The sequence below is a fragment of the Natrarchaeobaculum aegyptiacum genome, assembly GCF_002156705.1.
Classification (GTDB): Archaea; Halobacteriota; Halobacteria; order Halobacteriales; family Natrialbaceae; genus Natrarchaeobaculum; species Natrarchaeobaculum aegyptiacum.
Genome location: NZ_CP019893.1, coordinates 3,243,805 through 3,256,577 on the forward strand (window position 1 = coordinate 3,243,805; position 12,773 = coordinate 3,256,577).

The 12,773-nt window shown below is 61.8% G+C and carries 17 protein-coding genes and 2 pseudogenes; 7 read left to right on the plus strand and 12 right to left on the minus strand.

From position 1 onward, the window contains the following. Positions 1-25 precede the first annotated feature (25 nt). Both B1756_RS15660 and B1756_RS15665 read right to left on the minus strand, forming a co-directional pair. Positions 26-910 carry a universal stress protein gene (locus B1756_RS15660; RefSeq protein ID WP_086889400.1) on the minus strand — a complete coding sequence of 295 codons (885 nt, stop codon included), beginning with the start codon at positions 908-910 and terminating at the stop codon, positions 26-28. 121 nt (positions 911-1,031) lie between these two features. Beyond that, positions 1,032-1,793 (minus strand): sugar phosphate isomerase/epimerase family protein, encoded by a 762-nt coding sequence (locus B1756_RS15665; protein WP_086889401.1) that lies wholly within the window; start codon positions 1,791-1,793, stop codon positions 1,032-1,034. Positions 1,794-1,890: 97 nt separating this feature from the next. On the opposite strand from B1756_RS15665, the gene B1756_RS15670 reads away from it, so the two are divergent. From B1756_RS15670 to B1756_RS15690, 5 genes are all read left to right on the plus strand, one after another. After that, a complete protein-coding gene (locus B1756_RS15670) occupies positions 1,891-2,421 on the plus strand; it encodes a hypothetical protein (protein ID WP_086889402.1) in 531 nt (176 codons plus the stop codon). Between the two features lie 291 nt (positions 2,422-2,712). After that, complete coding sequence (locus B1756_RS15675; protein ID WP_086890221.1) at positions 2,713-2,877, plus strand: cytochrome oxidase; 165 nt, start codon at positions 2,713-2,715, stop codon at positions 2,875-2,877. Between the two features lie 28 nt (positions 2,878-2,905). Then, positions 2,906-3,745 carry a cytochrome c oxidase subunit II gene (locus tag B1756_RS15680; protein ID WP_086889403.1) on the plus strand — a complete coding sequence of 280 codons (840 nt, stop codon included), beginning with the start codon at positions 2,906-2,908 and terminating at the stop codon, positions 3,743-3,745. Further along, the gene (locus B1756_RS15685; protein ID WP_086889404.1) at positions 3,742-5,544 is read left to right on the plus strand and encodes a b(o/a)3-type cytochrome-c oxidase subunit 1; all 1,803 of its coding nucleotides are present in this window, start codon (positions 3,742-3,744) and stop codon (positions 5,542-5,544) included. Before B1756_RS15680 ends, B1756_RS15685 begins: the two co-directional genes overlap by 4 nt. After that, positions 5,544-5,738 carry a CbaC protein gene (locus B1756_RS15690; RefSeq protein WP_086889405.1) on the plus strand — a complete coding sequence of 65 codons (195 nt, stop codon included), beginning with the start codon at positions 5,544-5,546 and terminating at the stop codon, positions 5,736-5,738. The genes B1756_RS15685 and B1756_RS15690 overlap by 1 nt, the downstream gene beginning before the upstream one ends. Positions 5,739-5,958: 220 nt before the next feature. On the opposite strand, the gene B1756_RS15695 is transcribed toward B1756_RS15690, so the two are convergent. The 6 genes and pseudogenes from B1756_RS15695 to B1756_RS20080 all read right to left on the minus strand — a co-directional run. Further along, positions 5,959-7,089 (minus strand): transposase, encoded by a 1,131-nt coding sequence (locus B1756_RS15695; protein ID WP_120649689.1) that lies wholly within the window; start codon positions 7,087-7,089, stop codon positions 5,959-5,961. An 83-nt stretch (positions 7,090-7,172) separates the two neighbouring features. Continuing rightward, positions 7,173-7,439 (minus strand): annotated as a pseudogene (locus B1756_RS15700) (zinc ribbon domain-containing protein); the annotation flags it as partial. Between the two features lie 42 nt (positions 7,440-7,481). Then, on the minus strand, positions 7,482-8,303 hold the full coding sequence (locus B1756_RS15705) for an SWIM zinc finger family protein (RefSeq protein ID WP_086889406.1): 822 nt from the start codon (positions 8,301-8,303) through the stop codon (positions 7,482-7,484). A 2-nt stretch (positions 8,304-8,305) separates the two neighbouring features. After that, complete coding sequence (locus tag B1756_RS15710) at positions 8,306-8,758, minus strand: toxin-antitoxin system TumE family protein (RefSeq protein ID WP_086889407.1); 453 nt, start codon at positions 8,756-8,758, stop codon at positions 8,306-8,308. Continuing rightward, positions 8,755-9,267, minus strand: a complete 513-nt coding sequence (locus B1756_RS15715) for a winged helix-turn-helix domain-containing protein (RefSeq protein ID WP_086889408.1) — start codon at positions 9,265-9,267, stop codon at positions 8,755-8,757. The genes B1756_RS15710 and B1756_RS15715 overlap by 4 nt, the downstream gene beginning before the upstream one ends. 174 nt (positions 9,268-9,441) lie before the next feature. Then, positions 9,442-9,627, minus strand: a pseudogene (locus B1756_RS20080) (IS200/IS605 family accessory protein TnpB-related protein); the annotation flags it as partial. Between the two features lie 127 nt (positions 9,628-9,754). On the opposite strand from B1756_RS20080, the gene B1756_RS15725 reads away from it, so the two are divergent. Next, positions 9,755-9,958, plus strand: a complete 204-nt coding sequence (locus tag B1756_RS15725) for a DUF8131 family protein (RefSeq protein WP_086889409.1) — start codon at positions 9,755-9,757, stop codon at positions 9,956-9,958. Between the two features lie 96 nt (positions 9,959-10,054). Continuing rightward, complete coding sequence (locus tag B1756_RS15730) at positions 10,055-10,558, plus strand: pyridoxamine 5'-phosphate oxidase family protein (protein WP_086889410.1); 504 nt, start codon at positions 10,055-10,057, stop codon at positions 10,556-10,558. 92 nt (positions 10,559-10,650) lie between these two features. Here the strand turns inward: B1756_RS15730 and trxA are convergent, their stop codons facing one another. The 4 genes from trxA to B1756_RS15750 all read right to left on the minus strand — a co-directional run bounded on the left by trxA (position 10,651) and on the right by B1756_RS15750 (position 12,739). Then, the gene (gene trxA / locus B1756_RS15735) at positions 10,651-11,010 is read right to left on the minus strand and encodes a thioredoxin (protein WP_086889411.1); all 360 of its coding nucleotides are present in this window, start codon (positions 11,008-11,010) and stop codon (positions 10,651-10,653) included. Positions 11,011-11,141: 131 nt separating this feature from the next. Continuing rightward, the gene (locus B1756_RS15740; protein ID WP_086889412.1) at positions 11,142-11,540 is read right to left on the minus strand and encodes a helix-turn-helix domain-containing protein; all 399 of its coding nucleotides are present in this window, start codon (positions 11,538-11,540) and stop codon (positions 11,142-11,144) included. A gap of 178 nt (positions 11,541-11,718) precedes the next feature. After that, on the minus strand, positions 11,719-12,123 hold the full coding sequence (locus B1756_RS15745) for a helix-turn-helix domain-containing protein (protein ID WP_086889413.1): 405 nt from the start codon (positions 12,121-12,123) through the stop codon (positions 11,719-11,721). Between the two features lie 214 nt (positions 12,124-12,337). After that, complete coding sequence (locus B1756_RS15750; RefSeq protein WP_086889414.1) at positions 12,338-12,739, minus strand: DUF7475 family protein; 402 nt, start codon at positions 12,737-12,739, stop codon at positions 12,338-12,340. Between the last annotated feature and the right edge of the window lie 34 nt (positions 12,740-12,773).

Genomic DNA, 12,773 nt, shown 5'->3' on the forward strand with positions numbered 1-12,773 from the left:
ACTCCCACTCTAGACTGCCGGATCGTCACTCGGACGCTGGCGCGCCACGCACCAGCGTGACCGTTCGCGGCGACCGACGGGCGACCCGTTCGGCGACGCTGCCGGTGAACAGTTGCGTCGAGAGGGTACTCCCGTGGCTCCCCATGACGATCTGGTCGACGTCGTCAGCACTGGCGCGCTCGAGAATCGCCGTCGCGGGTGAGTCCGAACCGGTCTCGGTCTCGAGCGACGCGTCGTAGCCGTCGGCGATCTCACTCGCGGACTCGAAGATCGTCTCGGCACGTGCTTCCCGGTCGTCGAGGACGTCCTCGAGATAGGTCCCCTCGACCTCGGGTCGCGGCCGGTCGAACGGCAACGAGAGGGCGTGGAACGCGGTGATCGCTCCATCCGAAAAGGTGTCGAGGGCGAACTCGAGGGCGGCCTCGGCCTGTTCGGAGCCGTCGAGGGGAACGAGGATCTCTCCCGGCAGGGTCCGCTCTCCGAGCGCCGCCGTCGACTCGGGGACGAGTGTGGTCGATACCGGCGCTCGCCGAACGACGGCTTCGCTTACGTGGCCGAGGAACGGGTGGGAGATAGGAGAGTCACCGTGGCTCCCGAGGACCACGTGATCGACGTCCGTGTTCGCGATGGCGAGGATTTCGTTGTGGGGACGGCCCGTTCGGAGATACGTGTCGACCGAGAGCCCGTGTTCCGACGCGTGCTCTTGTGCCTGCTCGAGGATTTCTTCGCCGCGTGCTTCCCCGCGGTCGATCGCGGACTCGCCCGAACCGGCCGAGGCGTCGTGATCGAGCGCTGGATCGACGACGTAGAGGACGCTGATGTCCGCGTCCGGAAACGCGGTGAGGCTGTACTCGAGGCCTGCGAAGGCGTGATCGGAACCGTCGAGTGGAACGAGGACGTGCTGTGGCATGACGAATCCCGCGGGCGCGACCCGCGCTACCCGGCCTACACCGGGGACGTACGTAAATGACCGCACCACACCTGCACCTCGTGTGACACCTCCCAGTGGGTCAGCGATCGACGAGCAGCGATTACCGGGAGGAGTCGTCCCCCTCGAGTGCCCGCCGAGCCCGATCGGCCGTATCGCGGAGCAACTCGAGGTCCTCGGTGAACACCTCGACGGCGACGGTGCCGTCGAAACCCTCGAAGTGCTCCGTGACCAGTTCGTAGTCGATTTCGCCGGCACCGATCGGGATGTGGGTGTCGCCGCGGCTGCGGGCGTCGTGGACGTGGAGGTGAGTGACGAGGTCGCCGTAGCGCTTGGCGAACCGTTCGACGCCGTCGTTTCCGTCTTCCATGTAGGCGTGGCCGACGTCGAAACAGACTGCCGTCCCCGTCTCGCGGGCGATGTCCCCGAGGACCGTCAGCGGGAGTCCGCGCTTCTGGTGGCCGACGTTCTCGACGACGAGTTCGATCCCTGCCGCTGCGGCCGCGTCGTCGATGGCCTCGAGTTGCTCGGCGAACAGCGGTCGGAGATCGGTGTCGTGGGGATTACGCGCGGTACCGTGGAGGACAGCTCGCTCTGCGTCGACGGTCCCGGCCCACTCGAGCAATCGTCGCTGGTGGGCGAGGATCGCCTCGTTGATCTCCGGAACGGGAGTCACGACGTCCTGCTTGAACGGCAGGTGGACACAGATGTCGGCGTCGTGCGCGTCGAGGATCGACAGCAGACGGTCCCGGTCGATCGCGTCGGTGTCGACGCCCTCTGCGAGTGAGTACTCGGCGAAGTCGAAGCCGCCGATCGTCCGATCCATCCGCTCGAGCGAGTCGCCGACGGTGAGCCCGACGTTCATGCCGGAGCCTTCACCCCCGGGTCACAAACTGCTGTCGGAACGGTCGCCCGCACGTGCCGGCAACGGACGGACGCTCGAGCGTCGACAAGCGCGTTCGATGGGGCCACGAACCACGACTCGAGTGACGCGCCGGAGCGTAATCGAACGACTCGCCGGTGTCGGCGGCGCCGTAGGCGTAGCGGCTCTCGCTGGCTGTACCGAGGGGATGGGCGAGGGTGAAGACGGCCCGGAAGACGACGACCAGGAGTCACTGACGGATGCCGACGACGTGGATCCCGACGACGAAGGCTGGGTCGAGGAGTGGGACGACGTCGACGTGATCGAACTCGAGGGAGAGACCGACGAGGGATGGATCGGGCGTCGGCCCGCGGTGATCGACGGGGAGACGAACCCCGATCTCGCGCTGCTCGAGGGCCACGAGTACGAGTTCGTCTGGACGAACGGTGACGGCGAAGCGCACAACCTCGCCGTCTGGGACGACGAGGGACCGATCGTCTCCACTGCGTTCGAGGACGAGGAGGGTGCGACGACCGAAATCGTCGTACAGGCGACCGACGAGATGGAACAGTACCTCTGTGAGACTCACGAAGCGGAGATGAGCGGCGGGATCGAAATCCGATCAGAGTAGGTGACCGTTTCTTCGTGGTTACTGATCGTTCACCGGTGGGTTCCGGCCTTCGATCGCAGACCCAGTGTTCGACTTTCCCGGGCGATCGCGACGCAGAGTAACTCTCGTAGCCACTGCGCGTCAGTGCACAGCCGACCGCCAGACGTGTCGTCGAACAGTAGTAAGTTGGTGCAGTTGTTACGACACGATCGTGAGAAAACCGTCGTTGATCGTCCGTTACCCGCTCGTAATCTGCAATTCGAGCGGTAACCACGCCGTGGGTTTATGACGTCGGTCGTATCCGGCTTCCGCATGACCGACGGGAATGTGACCCGGGAGATCGACCACGACGAGTACGATCCAGTCGGGACGCTTGCGTTGATCGTCCTGTACTTCGTGATCTTGCTGTTGATGTGGGGATTCACCTACTTCATCGAGTTCCTCGGAAACGACCCGACGCCGATGCTGCTCGCGTAAGCTGTCGCCTGAACACGGCCTGAAACCGATGAAGATACATACCTACGAACGGTTCTGGCTCGCCGGTTCGATGGTCCTCATCGTGGCGTTCATCGTCACGATCACCTACGGGACGGTCGGGCTCGGGATCACGATGATCGGTGACGAAGAGGAGGCGCTGCCACCCGGCGAGATCGACGAGGACGATCGGTTCGAAGATCCGCGGGTCGAACAGGTCGGCGAGAACGAGTACGAAGCCTACGTCGTCGCACAAACCTTCCTGTTCCGGCCGGAGCCGATCGAGATACCGGCTGGGAACGAGGTGACCTTCTACGTCACTGCTCGGGACGTCATCCACAGCTTCACCGTCGTCGGGACGAACACGAACACGATGGTCATCCCCGGCGAGGTGTCGACGATGACCGTCGAGTTCGAGGAACCGGGCGAGTACGGCGTCATCTGCAACGAGTACTGCGGGTCCGGCCACCACGACATGGAAGGCCAGCTGATCGTCCACCCCGAAGACGAGTTCGACCTCACCAGCATCGAGGTCGAGGCCCCCGAACAGGTCGATCCCGACGAGGAGTTCGAGATCGACGCCACAGTCGAGAACGGCCTGTTCGAGGACCTCGAGACGACCGTCGCCCTCGAGATCGGAGACGAAACGCTCGAGGAGGACGTGACCGTTCCGGGCGAGAGTGCAGAGACAGTCACGTTCACGGTCGACGCGGCTGACCTCGGCGAGGACGACCACGACTGGACCGTCACGGTCGACGACGAGACGGAGTCGGATACGGTGACCGTCGGTGTAGACGAGGACGACGAGGAAGACGAGGGAGACGAGGCCGAAGCCGGGGACGGTGACGACGACGGAGGGGCCGACGAATGAGTGGAACCGAGTATACCGCGAGCGACCTCTTCGTCGAGCGGTTTCCCGATCAGGCTCGCATCGTTCGAATCGCGTTCACGAACGCGTTCGTCGCGTTAGGTGTCGGAGCACTGTTCGGCGTGTTGCAGGCGCTTCATCGGACCGAGATCCTGCGGATCGTCGAGTCACCGACGTACTATACGATCCTGACGGGGCACGGCGTCTTCCTCGTGATTTCGTTTACAATCTTCTTCCTCGTCGGCCTCTACCAGTGGGCGGTGACCGACAGTCTGGGTCGACGACCCGTCGACATGCGCGTGACGTGGACGTGGCTGGGGTTGATGTCGGTCGGGACGCTTATCGCCGCGATCGCGATCCTCGCCGGGTTCCTCGACGACCCACCGGACGTGCTCGGTTCGGAGTTGAGCGCCGACGTCCTCTTTACGTTCTACGCGCCGTTGCAGGCTCACCCGCTGTTCTACGTGGGGCTGGTGCTGTTCGTCGTCGGGACGTGGCTTGCCGGTTTCGACTGGTTCCGGAGCTGGTGGGCCTGGAAGAGCGACAATCCCGGCGAGCGGATCCCGTTGCCGACGTTCATGGTCCTGACGACGATGATCATGTGGTACATCTCCTCGATCGGCGTGGCGACGGCGATCCTCGCGTTCATCCTCCCGTGGTCGCTCGGAATCACCGAGAGTCTGAACCCGACGCTGACCCGGACGCTGTTCTGGTACTTCGGGCACCCCGTCGTTTACTTCTGGCTGCTGCCAGCGTACCTGCTGTGGTACATCGTCCTTCCCCACCTCTCCGGGGGACGGCTGTTCAGCGACCCGCTCGCTCGAGTGGTGTTCATCCTCTTTATTCTGCTGTCGACGCCGGTCGGGATCCACCACCAGTACCTGGATCCGGGCATCTCCGAGGGATTCAAGTTCATTGTGATGACCAACACCATGTTCTTGCTCCTGCCCAGCTTGCTGACCGCCTTCACCGTGGTCGCGAGCATGGAACACGGGGCGCGCCAGCGCGGGGGTGAAGGAACGTTCGGCTGGCTCACCGCCCTGCCCTGGCGCGATCCAGCGTTCACGGGGATGGCGCTCGCGGGACTGGTGTTCGCCTTCGGCGGGTTCACCGGTATCGTCAACGCCGGGATGAACATCAACTACCTCGTGCACAACGCCCTCTGGGTTCCGGGACACATCCACACGCAGGTCGGGACGGCCGTCGCGCTGACGTTCATGGCCGGCACCTACTGGCTCTTGCCACAGTTGACCGGCAACCGGCTCGTCGGCCGGAGCGTGGCGCTGTTTCAGGTCGTCCTCTGGTTCGTCGGGATCATCTTCATGACAAACTCGATGTACCGCGGCGGGCTGATCGGGATGCCCCGTCGAACGGCAGAGCCCCAGTATGCCTTCGACTACGAGATCGGCGTCGGCTCGGTGACCGAACTGGACGTTCAGCTCGCACTCGGTGGCACGCTCCTGTTCATCTCGACGCTCCTGTTCCTCGCAATCGTGCTCCTCACGCTGTTCAACAACGACAGCGAACCGATCGTCGACGGAACTATCCCGCCAGCGCTTTCGGGTCCGGAAGACTCGCCGCGGATCCTCGACGACCTTCGCGTCTGGGTGGCGATCGCACTCGTGCTCGTGATCTTCGCCTACGCCTTCCCGCTCGCGAACATCGTCTCCCGCGGCGGACTCTTCGGCCCGGACATCAGTCCGTTCCCGGTCGTGACCGATCTGGCTTCTCACCCGGTGACAGTCGATGCCGTCTTGACGCTCCAGCACGGAGTAGCCACAGCCACGGCGTTGATCACCTGATGCGTACCTCACCCGCTCGCCTCCTCATCGTCCTCGCGTTTCTGTTCGTGATCGTCCTCGAGCTCCGAACCGTCCTCGCGTTCTTCGACGTGTACGTGACGGTACTCGAGTCGGTCGTCGCCGGGGCAGTCGCGACGCTCGCCATCCTCGTCTGGGCGTTCTGGCCGACGACGAACGAAGACGACCCTGCCTGACATCCTCCCACGGCCAAACAGTAGTTGCTGATTCGATCAGGAAAGCCGCAAGGATTGGAGTGTCGTTCTCAACTCCGGCTTCGTGAAACCGTTCTCAGTGCTGTCCAGAGAGCGTAACAGCTGTCGAAGCGTTTCCTCAGCCTTGTTCTTCCAGTCTTACCAGTACTGAGGGGCGTACTGACTCGGGCTGCTCAGCCCGAGTCAGTCGCCGAGATAACCGCTACCCGTACGGTATTTGCCCGAGAAACGCGCGAAACAGGGCGGTCGGGACGACTGGATCCGTCCCGACCGCCCGGCGGGACGTCACGAGCAGGTTCGTCAACACCCACAGATTGTACAGCGCGACGGCGAACAGGAAGTAAAAGAGCCGTACTGAGAACGTCGGTGACGACGTTCTCGGGAGAAACTCCGTAATCTTGCGATAGGACGTTTCGATTCCCCAACGACGGCGATATGCTTCAGCCAGTGGCCGGGCGATCTCGACGTCAGTGCCGACGTCGAGATCGCGGTTGGTAACCAGACAGAAGTGGTCGTCATTTCGTGTTCGATGCGGAACGACGACGAGCCGGACTGTCGTTCGGCCCGTCGGCGGATTCGACCGAGCCATCTCGTACTCTGCAATGAACGTGTCGCTGTCGTGGTCATCAATAAATTGCTGTACCTTTTGTGTTTGCGGCGCACGCATGAGGAACTCAACGTCGAGTTCTTCGAGCGCTAGGGCGAGGTGAACACGATAGAAGCCACGATCGAGATAAAGGCGGTTGATTTCGACATACTCGCGGACGTCTGAGACGAGTTGGCGGAGTGCATCCGCCAACTCGTCGGTATCGCTGCCCTCCAAGGCTACCGATCCAAGCGTGAAACGGACGCTCGGATCGACGATACAGACGGTAGCGAACTTGTACGCGCGATCGGTGCCCTGCGCTGGATTCGTTGTACAGACGTGAGGAGTCTCTTTGTCCCCGTAATAGAGCCAGTCGTGAACGTCGATTGCGACGTCTACTGGCCTGGTAAACACGCGGTTGCGAGCGGCTTCGTCGAGGATTGCGTCGCGGACGCGGTCGAACTGATCGTCGACCGCGTCCGCGTCGAGTCCACGTAGATGGTAGAGGAGCGCTCGTGCGAGCGGATTTCGAGCGGTTGCGTCAATGGCGATATCGTCGCCACGGGCGAGCTGATAGGCTTTCGCACCAGTATTGGCGAATTCATTGTCGAATGCGATCCGAGCGAGGACTTGCTGGAAGTCCTCGCTCGGATAGGTGCCGTTCGCAGCGATCCCGAACTCAAGTTCTGGAAACAGCATCGACGACGCTGCACGAGTCACCTGCGTTGCCTCAGTTGTCTCGACCATATCGAGACAACGACCGCGACGGCAATCGTCACTTGGTCACTTCAGCAACTACTGCAAAGCCGTGGGGTTCCCCCACTGGGGGTTTAATCCACGAGTAGCGGGAGGTTCGCAGGTTCGTCGTCACGTTGGACGATGACCTGCGTTTCGGGCTGTACCAGTACAGCCCCCGCCTCGGACAGCGGTTTCGAGAACTTGCCCAAGGTTCGTTTGTCAATATTCAGCGCACCGTTCTTGTCCGCGTTGTCGTCCAGCCCACACTCGGGACACTCAAAACGTCCCTGCGTCTCACGGACGCCCTCGCAGGCACAGCGATTGCAGGTCTTTGACGTGTCGTATTCTTCGACTAATTTTCGCAATCGTCGAACTTGCGGGCGTCATCGAGGGCGACACAGCTATTCTTCGGACTGCTCGCCCAGCTTCTCTCGAAACTCGACTGCTGCCTTCTCGAAGTGTTCCGCGAGGAACGGCGTTTCCGATGTCATCCGCTCCTCAAGGAATTCGACGGCGTCAGTGACCGCATCAGCGTCGCGTTCCGCGGTCGTGACACAGTCGACGTATCCGTCGAGTGCCCGACTGAACGCACGCGAAAAGTGGTCGTAGGCCCCGTCGACGCTCTCCATGTTGTCGTCGAGCGACTCGACGAGGGCCCGATAGACGGTCGCCGCCGACGCGTACCGACCCTGTTTGCGGTATTCGTTCGCGAGATCGAACCACTGCGTGAAGTCGATCGGCTCGAAGACGACGTGGTACTCAGGGTTCGTCTCTTCGAACCGTCGGTCGATCGCGGTGCGAAGCTCGTCGACCGACTGTCTCGTCGGCTCGCCAACGCGTGCGAGAAACCGATCACGGAGATCCGCATCGGTCGCGAGTTCGTCACGCAGGAACGCGCGGAGTTCGTCGGCGTCGGCACCGTCGAGTGCGGTGTCGAGTCGATCGCCTTCGTCTGCCGGTGGGTCGTCGACACACCGAAGCAACACGGCGACGACGTGCTTGCATGCTCCCGGCCCATCGTACGGACAGTCGCACCACGGGGCAAACCCGTCGGTGGCGAGGTCAACACCAACATCGTACTGACGGCTACCGCTCACGACGGCGGTGACGGTGCTGTTGACGCGGTGAATCCTGTGGATACGCCCATCAGCAAGGTATCGTTCGCCGCGTTCGAAGACTGCGTCCGCGCAGATGTCCCGAACTGCGTTCTCGGTTATATCCATCCTTACGGTGGGTTTGACGCACTATTCAGCCGATCCAGTGCATCATCCTCGTACGCTGCTCGCCACATTGCATGAACTGCACGCGTCACGAGTGACACCTCGGTTACGTCGATACAGGACGGTTCGGCGTCCGTTGTTGCGGCTTCAGGTGGCCGGTGAAAGTGGATCTCGGGAGAGTGTGTATTCGGGTGGCGATCGAAGCGCCAGTTGACGCCGTCGCTATCGACGTAATGAAACGAATACATTCCCAGTTCGCTCCACTGGATATCGAGTCTCGCAGCGTCGGCGTCTCCAAGGCCGTCGCTGAGACTGATCTGCAGTTCCGTGGGTGCGACGACGTCGTCGTACGCCGTTTCGTCGACGAGCGGTTCGAGTTCGAGCCACAGGTTACGAATCCGCTGAAGTGCCGGCAGATAGATCGGCCCGAACTCGCCGGCACGGTCGTCGCCCTTCATACGGTGAGCTGGTGGCTAGCTTCGTCGTAGGCGAGTGCGGCTTGCGCGACGGCGAGATTCTGCCTCGTCGTGCGCCACGCGGTAAGATCGTCCCAGCCGTCCGTCTCGTCAGCGTCGAGTTGCTGGGCGAGTTCCTCCGGTGACACCACGTCGTAGCGGTCCTCGTAGCGCCGGATCTCGGCCTTCATGTCCTGGATACTGTCGAGCAATTCCGGCCGATTGACTTCTTCACGAAGCTCGCGGATCCGGGACATCAACACCCGGTCGCTGTTGCGCTTGTACAGCGTTGTTTGTCCATCCTGTTCTGTCTCGGCGAACCCGGTGTTCACGAGGGTCTTGCAGTGGCGACGCGCCGTCGGCTCGCTCACGAGGGCCCGGTCGGCGATTTCGGCGGCCGACTGCCCGTCGTGGGTCTGTTCGACGATTTCGTACACCCGCTCGAACGGTGTAGTGTCGTCTTTCCAGCCCGCCTTGACCTGCTCGTTGACGTCGTCCCACGTCTCGGTCATACTGGGTGCTACGTACTCGAGGAACAAATAGTTTCTTGAGAAAATTATCTAACGGTAGTGGCTGTACAGAAGCGTTGTCAGGCTACCCGCTCGCCCAAGAAACTCTTGCGGCGCTGTATCCCCTCCCTGCTCGCGCCTCCAGCGCTCGCTGAGGAAGGGGGCTTAGCGCCTCAATTCAGCTAACTGCACCTCGATGCCTGCGTCGTAGGCTTTGTACTCGATGTAGTTGAGCAGGCGAGCGAACGGCATCTTGTGGGTCCTGTCGTTGACGTACCACCCTTTGTCGTTGTCCTTGCGAATCCCGCCGAGGTCGCCCACGACGATGACCGCATTCCGTTCTTCAGCGCCCTCCACGATTTGGTAACTGGGACCAGTTTCACCTACGTCGTCAAGCAATACACCGCGAGGAGCCACTTCAGCGCGTTTCCACCCCGATCTCGAGCGCTTCGAAGATAGATTGAAGGGGTCAGATATCGAACGTCGTGTCATGCTCGAAGAGCTGTCTCCACGGATCGCGGCCGCCATCGGACTGCTCGCAGTGGTACCCACGATCGCTTACGGCCTCGGTCGACCCGGCCTCTTCGGATTTCTCTCGGCGGTCAACGTCGTGATCATCTTCGTGGCACTCTACCTCGCGATGTCGCCGCTCGAGGAGCCGACACACGGGAGCGGCGGCGATACGGCGACGTAACGACTGCCAGCCACGACTGCGACTGGTGTAACGACGGTGGAACGATCCGGAGATCGCACGGGGGATTTTTCCTCGTCGACGTGGTGGAGGCCCCCTATGCGGGGACTTCGATGGGTAACACTCCCGGAAGACGAACGAAATGCGTTCCTCGGAGACGGTGGAACCGGCGTCCTCTCCTTTGGGGCGGGCGAGGGCGAACCGCCACGATCGTTGCCTGTCTCGTACGGGTACGCAGCAGAAATCGAACAGTTCTACTTCAAACTCTCGTTTCCGCCGGCCAGTTCGAAAGACGAGGTCATCGACAATCCCGTCTCGTTCGTCGTCTTCGGGCCCGTCTCGTCCGAAGCGGAAGACGAAAAGGAGAGCGTCGAGGGAAGCGATCGAGCCGAGCGAGAGAACGGCCACCAGTGGAAGAGCGTCGTCGCCACGGGCCGTCTCGAGGAACTCACTGACTTGCCCTCGGAGTCGGCAGCCGTTCAGGGGCTGTGGGCCGTCGACATCCCGGGGTTCGAAGTATTCGAGAAACCGCGTGAGGACGTCGAGTTCCAGGACTTCTGCCTCGATCCGGAATCGATCACCGGCCGAAAAGAGGCGATCTGATGAAGCCAGCTGGTCGTCGGTGAGAGTGCGGTCTCGCCGATCGACGACCCGTGGTGGCCGTGTCGGTGTGGAGTAGCGGAGCCGTCGGTCTGTCAGTTCGTGTAGCGCTCGAGCAACTGTTCGAGGCGGTCACCGGGGAGTGCGCCGGTGTGTTGTTCGACCTGTTCACCATCGGCGAAGAGGACGAGCGTCGGGACGCCGCGGACGCCGAACTGGCCGGCGAGTAGCTGGTGGGCGTCGACGTCGACCTTCGCGATTACGGCATCGGTCTTCCCGGCCAGGTCCTCGAGGACCGGCTCGAGCATCTTGCAGGGGCCACACCAGTCGGCGTAGAAGTCGACGAGGACGACGTCGTGGTCGTCGACCAGTTCCTCGAGGTGGGCCTCGCCGTCGACGTGGACGGGGGCGTTCGGTGCGGCTCCGTTCGAACCGCCGTGTGCATCGGTTGCCATCACTGCGGGATACGGGCGTGGCCCACATAAGGGTTTTGCATAGTTGTTGCAATACAACAGAACCGAGTGATACGGGGGATCGGTATCGGCGATTGTTCGCTCACGAACGACGTCGTGGCGCGGCAAACGTGTCAGCCCTGCTGATCGACCGACGGGGCGTCGGCGTACCGATCCTCGAACTCCTGAATGAGCATGCTCACCTGTGCGTACCGGTCAGTGACCGTCCGCTGCATCTGACGAGTAATCGTCGACGGCGGAACGGGCGTGTAGACGTGGTGGTAGCCCCCTCCCTCGTCGTTCTTCTGGGTCTTCTCTACGAACCCGCTCTGGAGCAGTCGCTGGATCGATCGGTAGACCGTCGAGCGCTCGCGGTCGACCCGCTCGGCGACGTCGTCGACCGTCATCGGTCCGTCACTCCTGACGATCACCTGGTAACAGGTCGTATCGAGGCCGCGCAGGCCGTGAATGCACTCGAGTAGCCCCTCACAAACCATGTCCCGTCGTAGCTGATCGGCCATCGAGTTCGCCATGTACGTACTGTTCGTAGGGGCTTGAGAACGATAAGGTTTTGCAAATGTTGCACAATACAAGAACGATTAATGGAGGAGAAAACGCTCGAGCACTGTGAGAAGGCCAGAGAACAGACGGAAACGAGAGAGGAAGATACCGCTGACCCGAGTTCTATACGAGAGCAGGCGGTGTGCGTGCCTACCCTTCCGCGACTGCCGTCCCCTCGTCGACGTGCTCGTACTTGTCTTCGAACTCCTGGATCAGTTGCCCCATCTTCGCGTACCAGTCGTTGAGCATCCGCTGCATGTCGTTTGCGATCTGGGTCGGATCGGTCGGGTAGTAGACGTGGTAGTACCCACCCTGGTCGTAGTTGATCTGCTCTTTCTGGATGAACCCGCTCTGGAGCAGTCGCTGGATGGCCCGGTAGGCCGTCGATCGTTCGCGGTCGACGCGTTCTGCAACCTCGTCGATCGTCAGCGGTTCGTCGCTCTCGACCATCACCTGGAAACACTCCTTGTCGAGTTGCTTGAGACCGTGGATACACTCCAGCAGCCCTTCACACTCCATATCCTGCTGGAGTTGTTCTACCATCGAGTTAGCCATGTGTTGATGGGCCGTACGAGACCCGGGGGTAAAAGGGTTTTGTGAATATCGTACAATCTCAATTCACTCGTTGTGACGATCCGGGATCTCGTCGCTCGTGTCCGGGGGTCATCTGTGAGCGCCCTCGAGTCCCAGCCATCCGTGGAGACGGCACAGTCTGGCATGGGCTCGCGCCAGCTCGGTCACGGCTGAGAGTCCACTGTCCCGGGAAGGTCTAGGCGTCCGCGTACAGGTAGAGCGCACAGATGGCGAGAACTGCCTCGGCAGCTTTCGTGATGACTGCCAGTGGGTTCAGCGAGCCCTGCATGTAGAACGCCTCGAGACCCCAGCCCTGGACTGGGAAGAGAGCGAGAATCGTGACGATCGAGTAGATTGCCGCGACGAGGTATAGCGGTCGCCGCCAGTAGCGAGTGAGATAGACGATCGTTCCACCGATGAATCCGAGCCCGTTGAGAACGAACAGAACGCCCAGCACCTGGCTGAATTGAATGGCGTTCGTCGCCGCTACGAGGTGGAGCACGCCAGTGATGAGCGCCATGAGGATGGCGACGTAGCTGACCGGATTCGTTGGTCGATCGAACATTGCTTTGTCTGCAGTTGTGGGATTTGCGCACATACCCCTGTTGTCTTGACGGGTGGCTGAAAATTCT

What these genes read in the sequence shown, in the direction of transcription:
- B1756_RS15675 (WP_086890221.1), top strand. Translation starts at nt 2,713, where the DNA reads ATGACCGACGGGAATGTGACCCGGGAGATCGACCACGACGAGTACGAT.
- B1756_RS15680 (WP_086889403.1), top strand. Translation starts at nt 2,906, where the DNA reads ATGAAGATACATACCTACGAACGGTTCTGGCTCGCCGGTTCGATGGTC.
- B1756_RS15705 (WP_086889406.1), bottom strand. Translation starts at nt 8,303, where the DNA reads ATGGATATAACCGAGAACGCAGTTCGGGACATCTGCGCGGACGCAGTC.
- B1756_RS15665 (WP_086889401.1), bottom strand. Translation starts at nt 1,793, where the DNA reads ATGAACGTCGGGCTCACCGTCGGCGACTCGCTCGAGCGGATGGATCGG.
- B1756_RS15730 (WP_086889410.1), top strand. Translation starts at nt 10,055, where the DNA reads ATGCGGGGACTTCGATGGGTAACACTCCCGGAAGACGAACGAAATGCG.
- B1756_RS15685 (WP_086889404.1), top strand. Translation starts at nt 3,742, where the DNA reads ATGAGTGGAACCGAGTATACCGCGAGCGACCTCTTCGTCGAGCGGTTT.
- B1756_RS15690 (WP_086889405.1), top strand. Translation starts at nt 5,544, where the DNA reads ATGCGTACCTCACCCGCTCGCCTCCTCATCGTCCTCGCGTTTCTGTTC.
- B1756_RS15695 (WP_120649689.1), bottom strand. Translation starts at nt 7,089, where the DNA reads ATGGTCGAGACAACTGAGGCAACGCAGGTGACTCGTGCAGCGTCGTCG.
- B1756_RS15750 (WP_086889414.1), bottom strand. Translation starts at nt 12,739, where the DNA reads ATGTGCGCAAATCCCACAACTGCAGACAAAGCAATGTTCGATCGACCA.
- B1756_RS15670 (WP_086889402.1), top strand. Translation starts at nt 1,891, where the DNA reads ATGGGGCCACGAACCACGACTCGAGTGACGCGCCGGAGCGTAATCGAA.
- B1756_RS15715 (WP_086889408.1), bottom strand. Translation starts at nt 9,267, where the DNA reads ATGACCGAGACGTGGGACGACGTCAACGAGCAGGTCAAGGCGGGCTGG.
- B1756_RS15745 (WP_086889413.1), bottom strand. Translation starts at nt 12,123, where the DNA reads ATGGCTAACTCGATGGTAGAACAACTCCAGCAGGATATGGAGTGTGAA.
- B1756_RS15660 (WP_086889400.1), bottom strand. Translation starts at nt 910, where the DNA reads ATGCCACAGCACGTCCTCGTTCCACTCGACGGTTCCGATCACGCCTTC.
- trxA (WP_086889411.1), bottom strand. Translation starts at nt 11,010, where the DNA reads ATGGCAACCGATGCACACGGCGGTTCGAACGGAGCCGCACCGAACGCC.
- B1756_RS15725 (WP_086889409.1), top strand. Translation starts at nt 9,755, where the DNA reads ATGCTCGAAGAGCTGTCTCCACGGATCGCGGCCGCCATCGGACTGCTC.
- B1756_RS15710 (WP_086889407.1), bottom strand. Translation starts at nt 8,758, where the DNA reads ATGAAGGGCGACGACCGTGCCGGCGAGTTCGGGCCGATCTATCTGCCG.
- B1756_RS15740 (WP_086889412.1), bottom strand. Translation starts at nt 11,540, where the DNA reads ATGGCGAACTCGATGGCCGATCAGCTACGACGGGACATGGTTTGTGAG.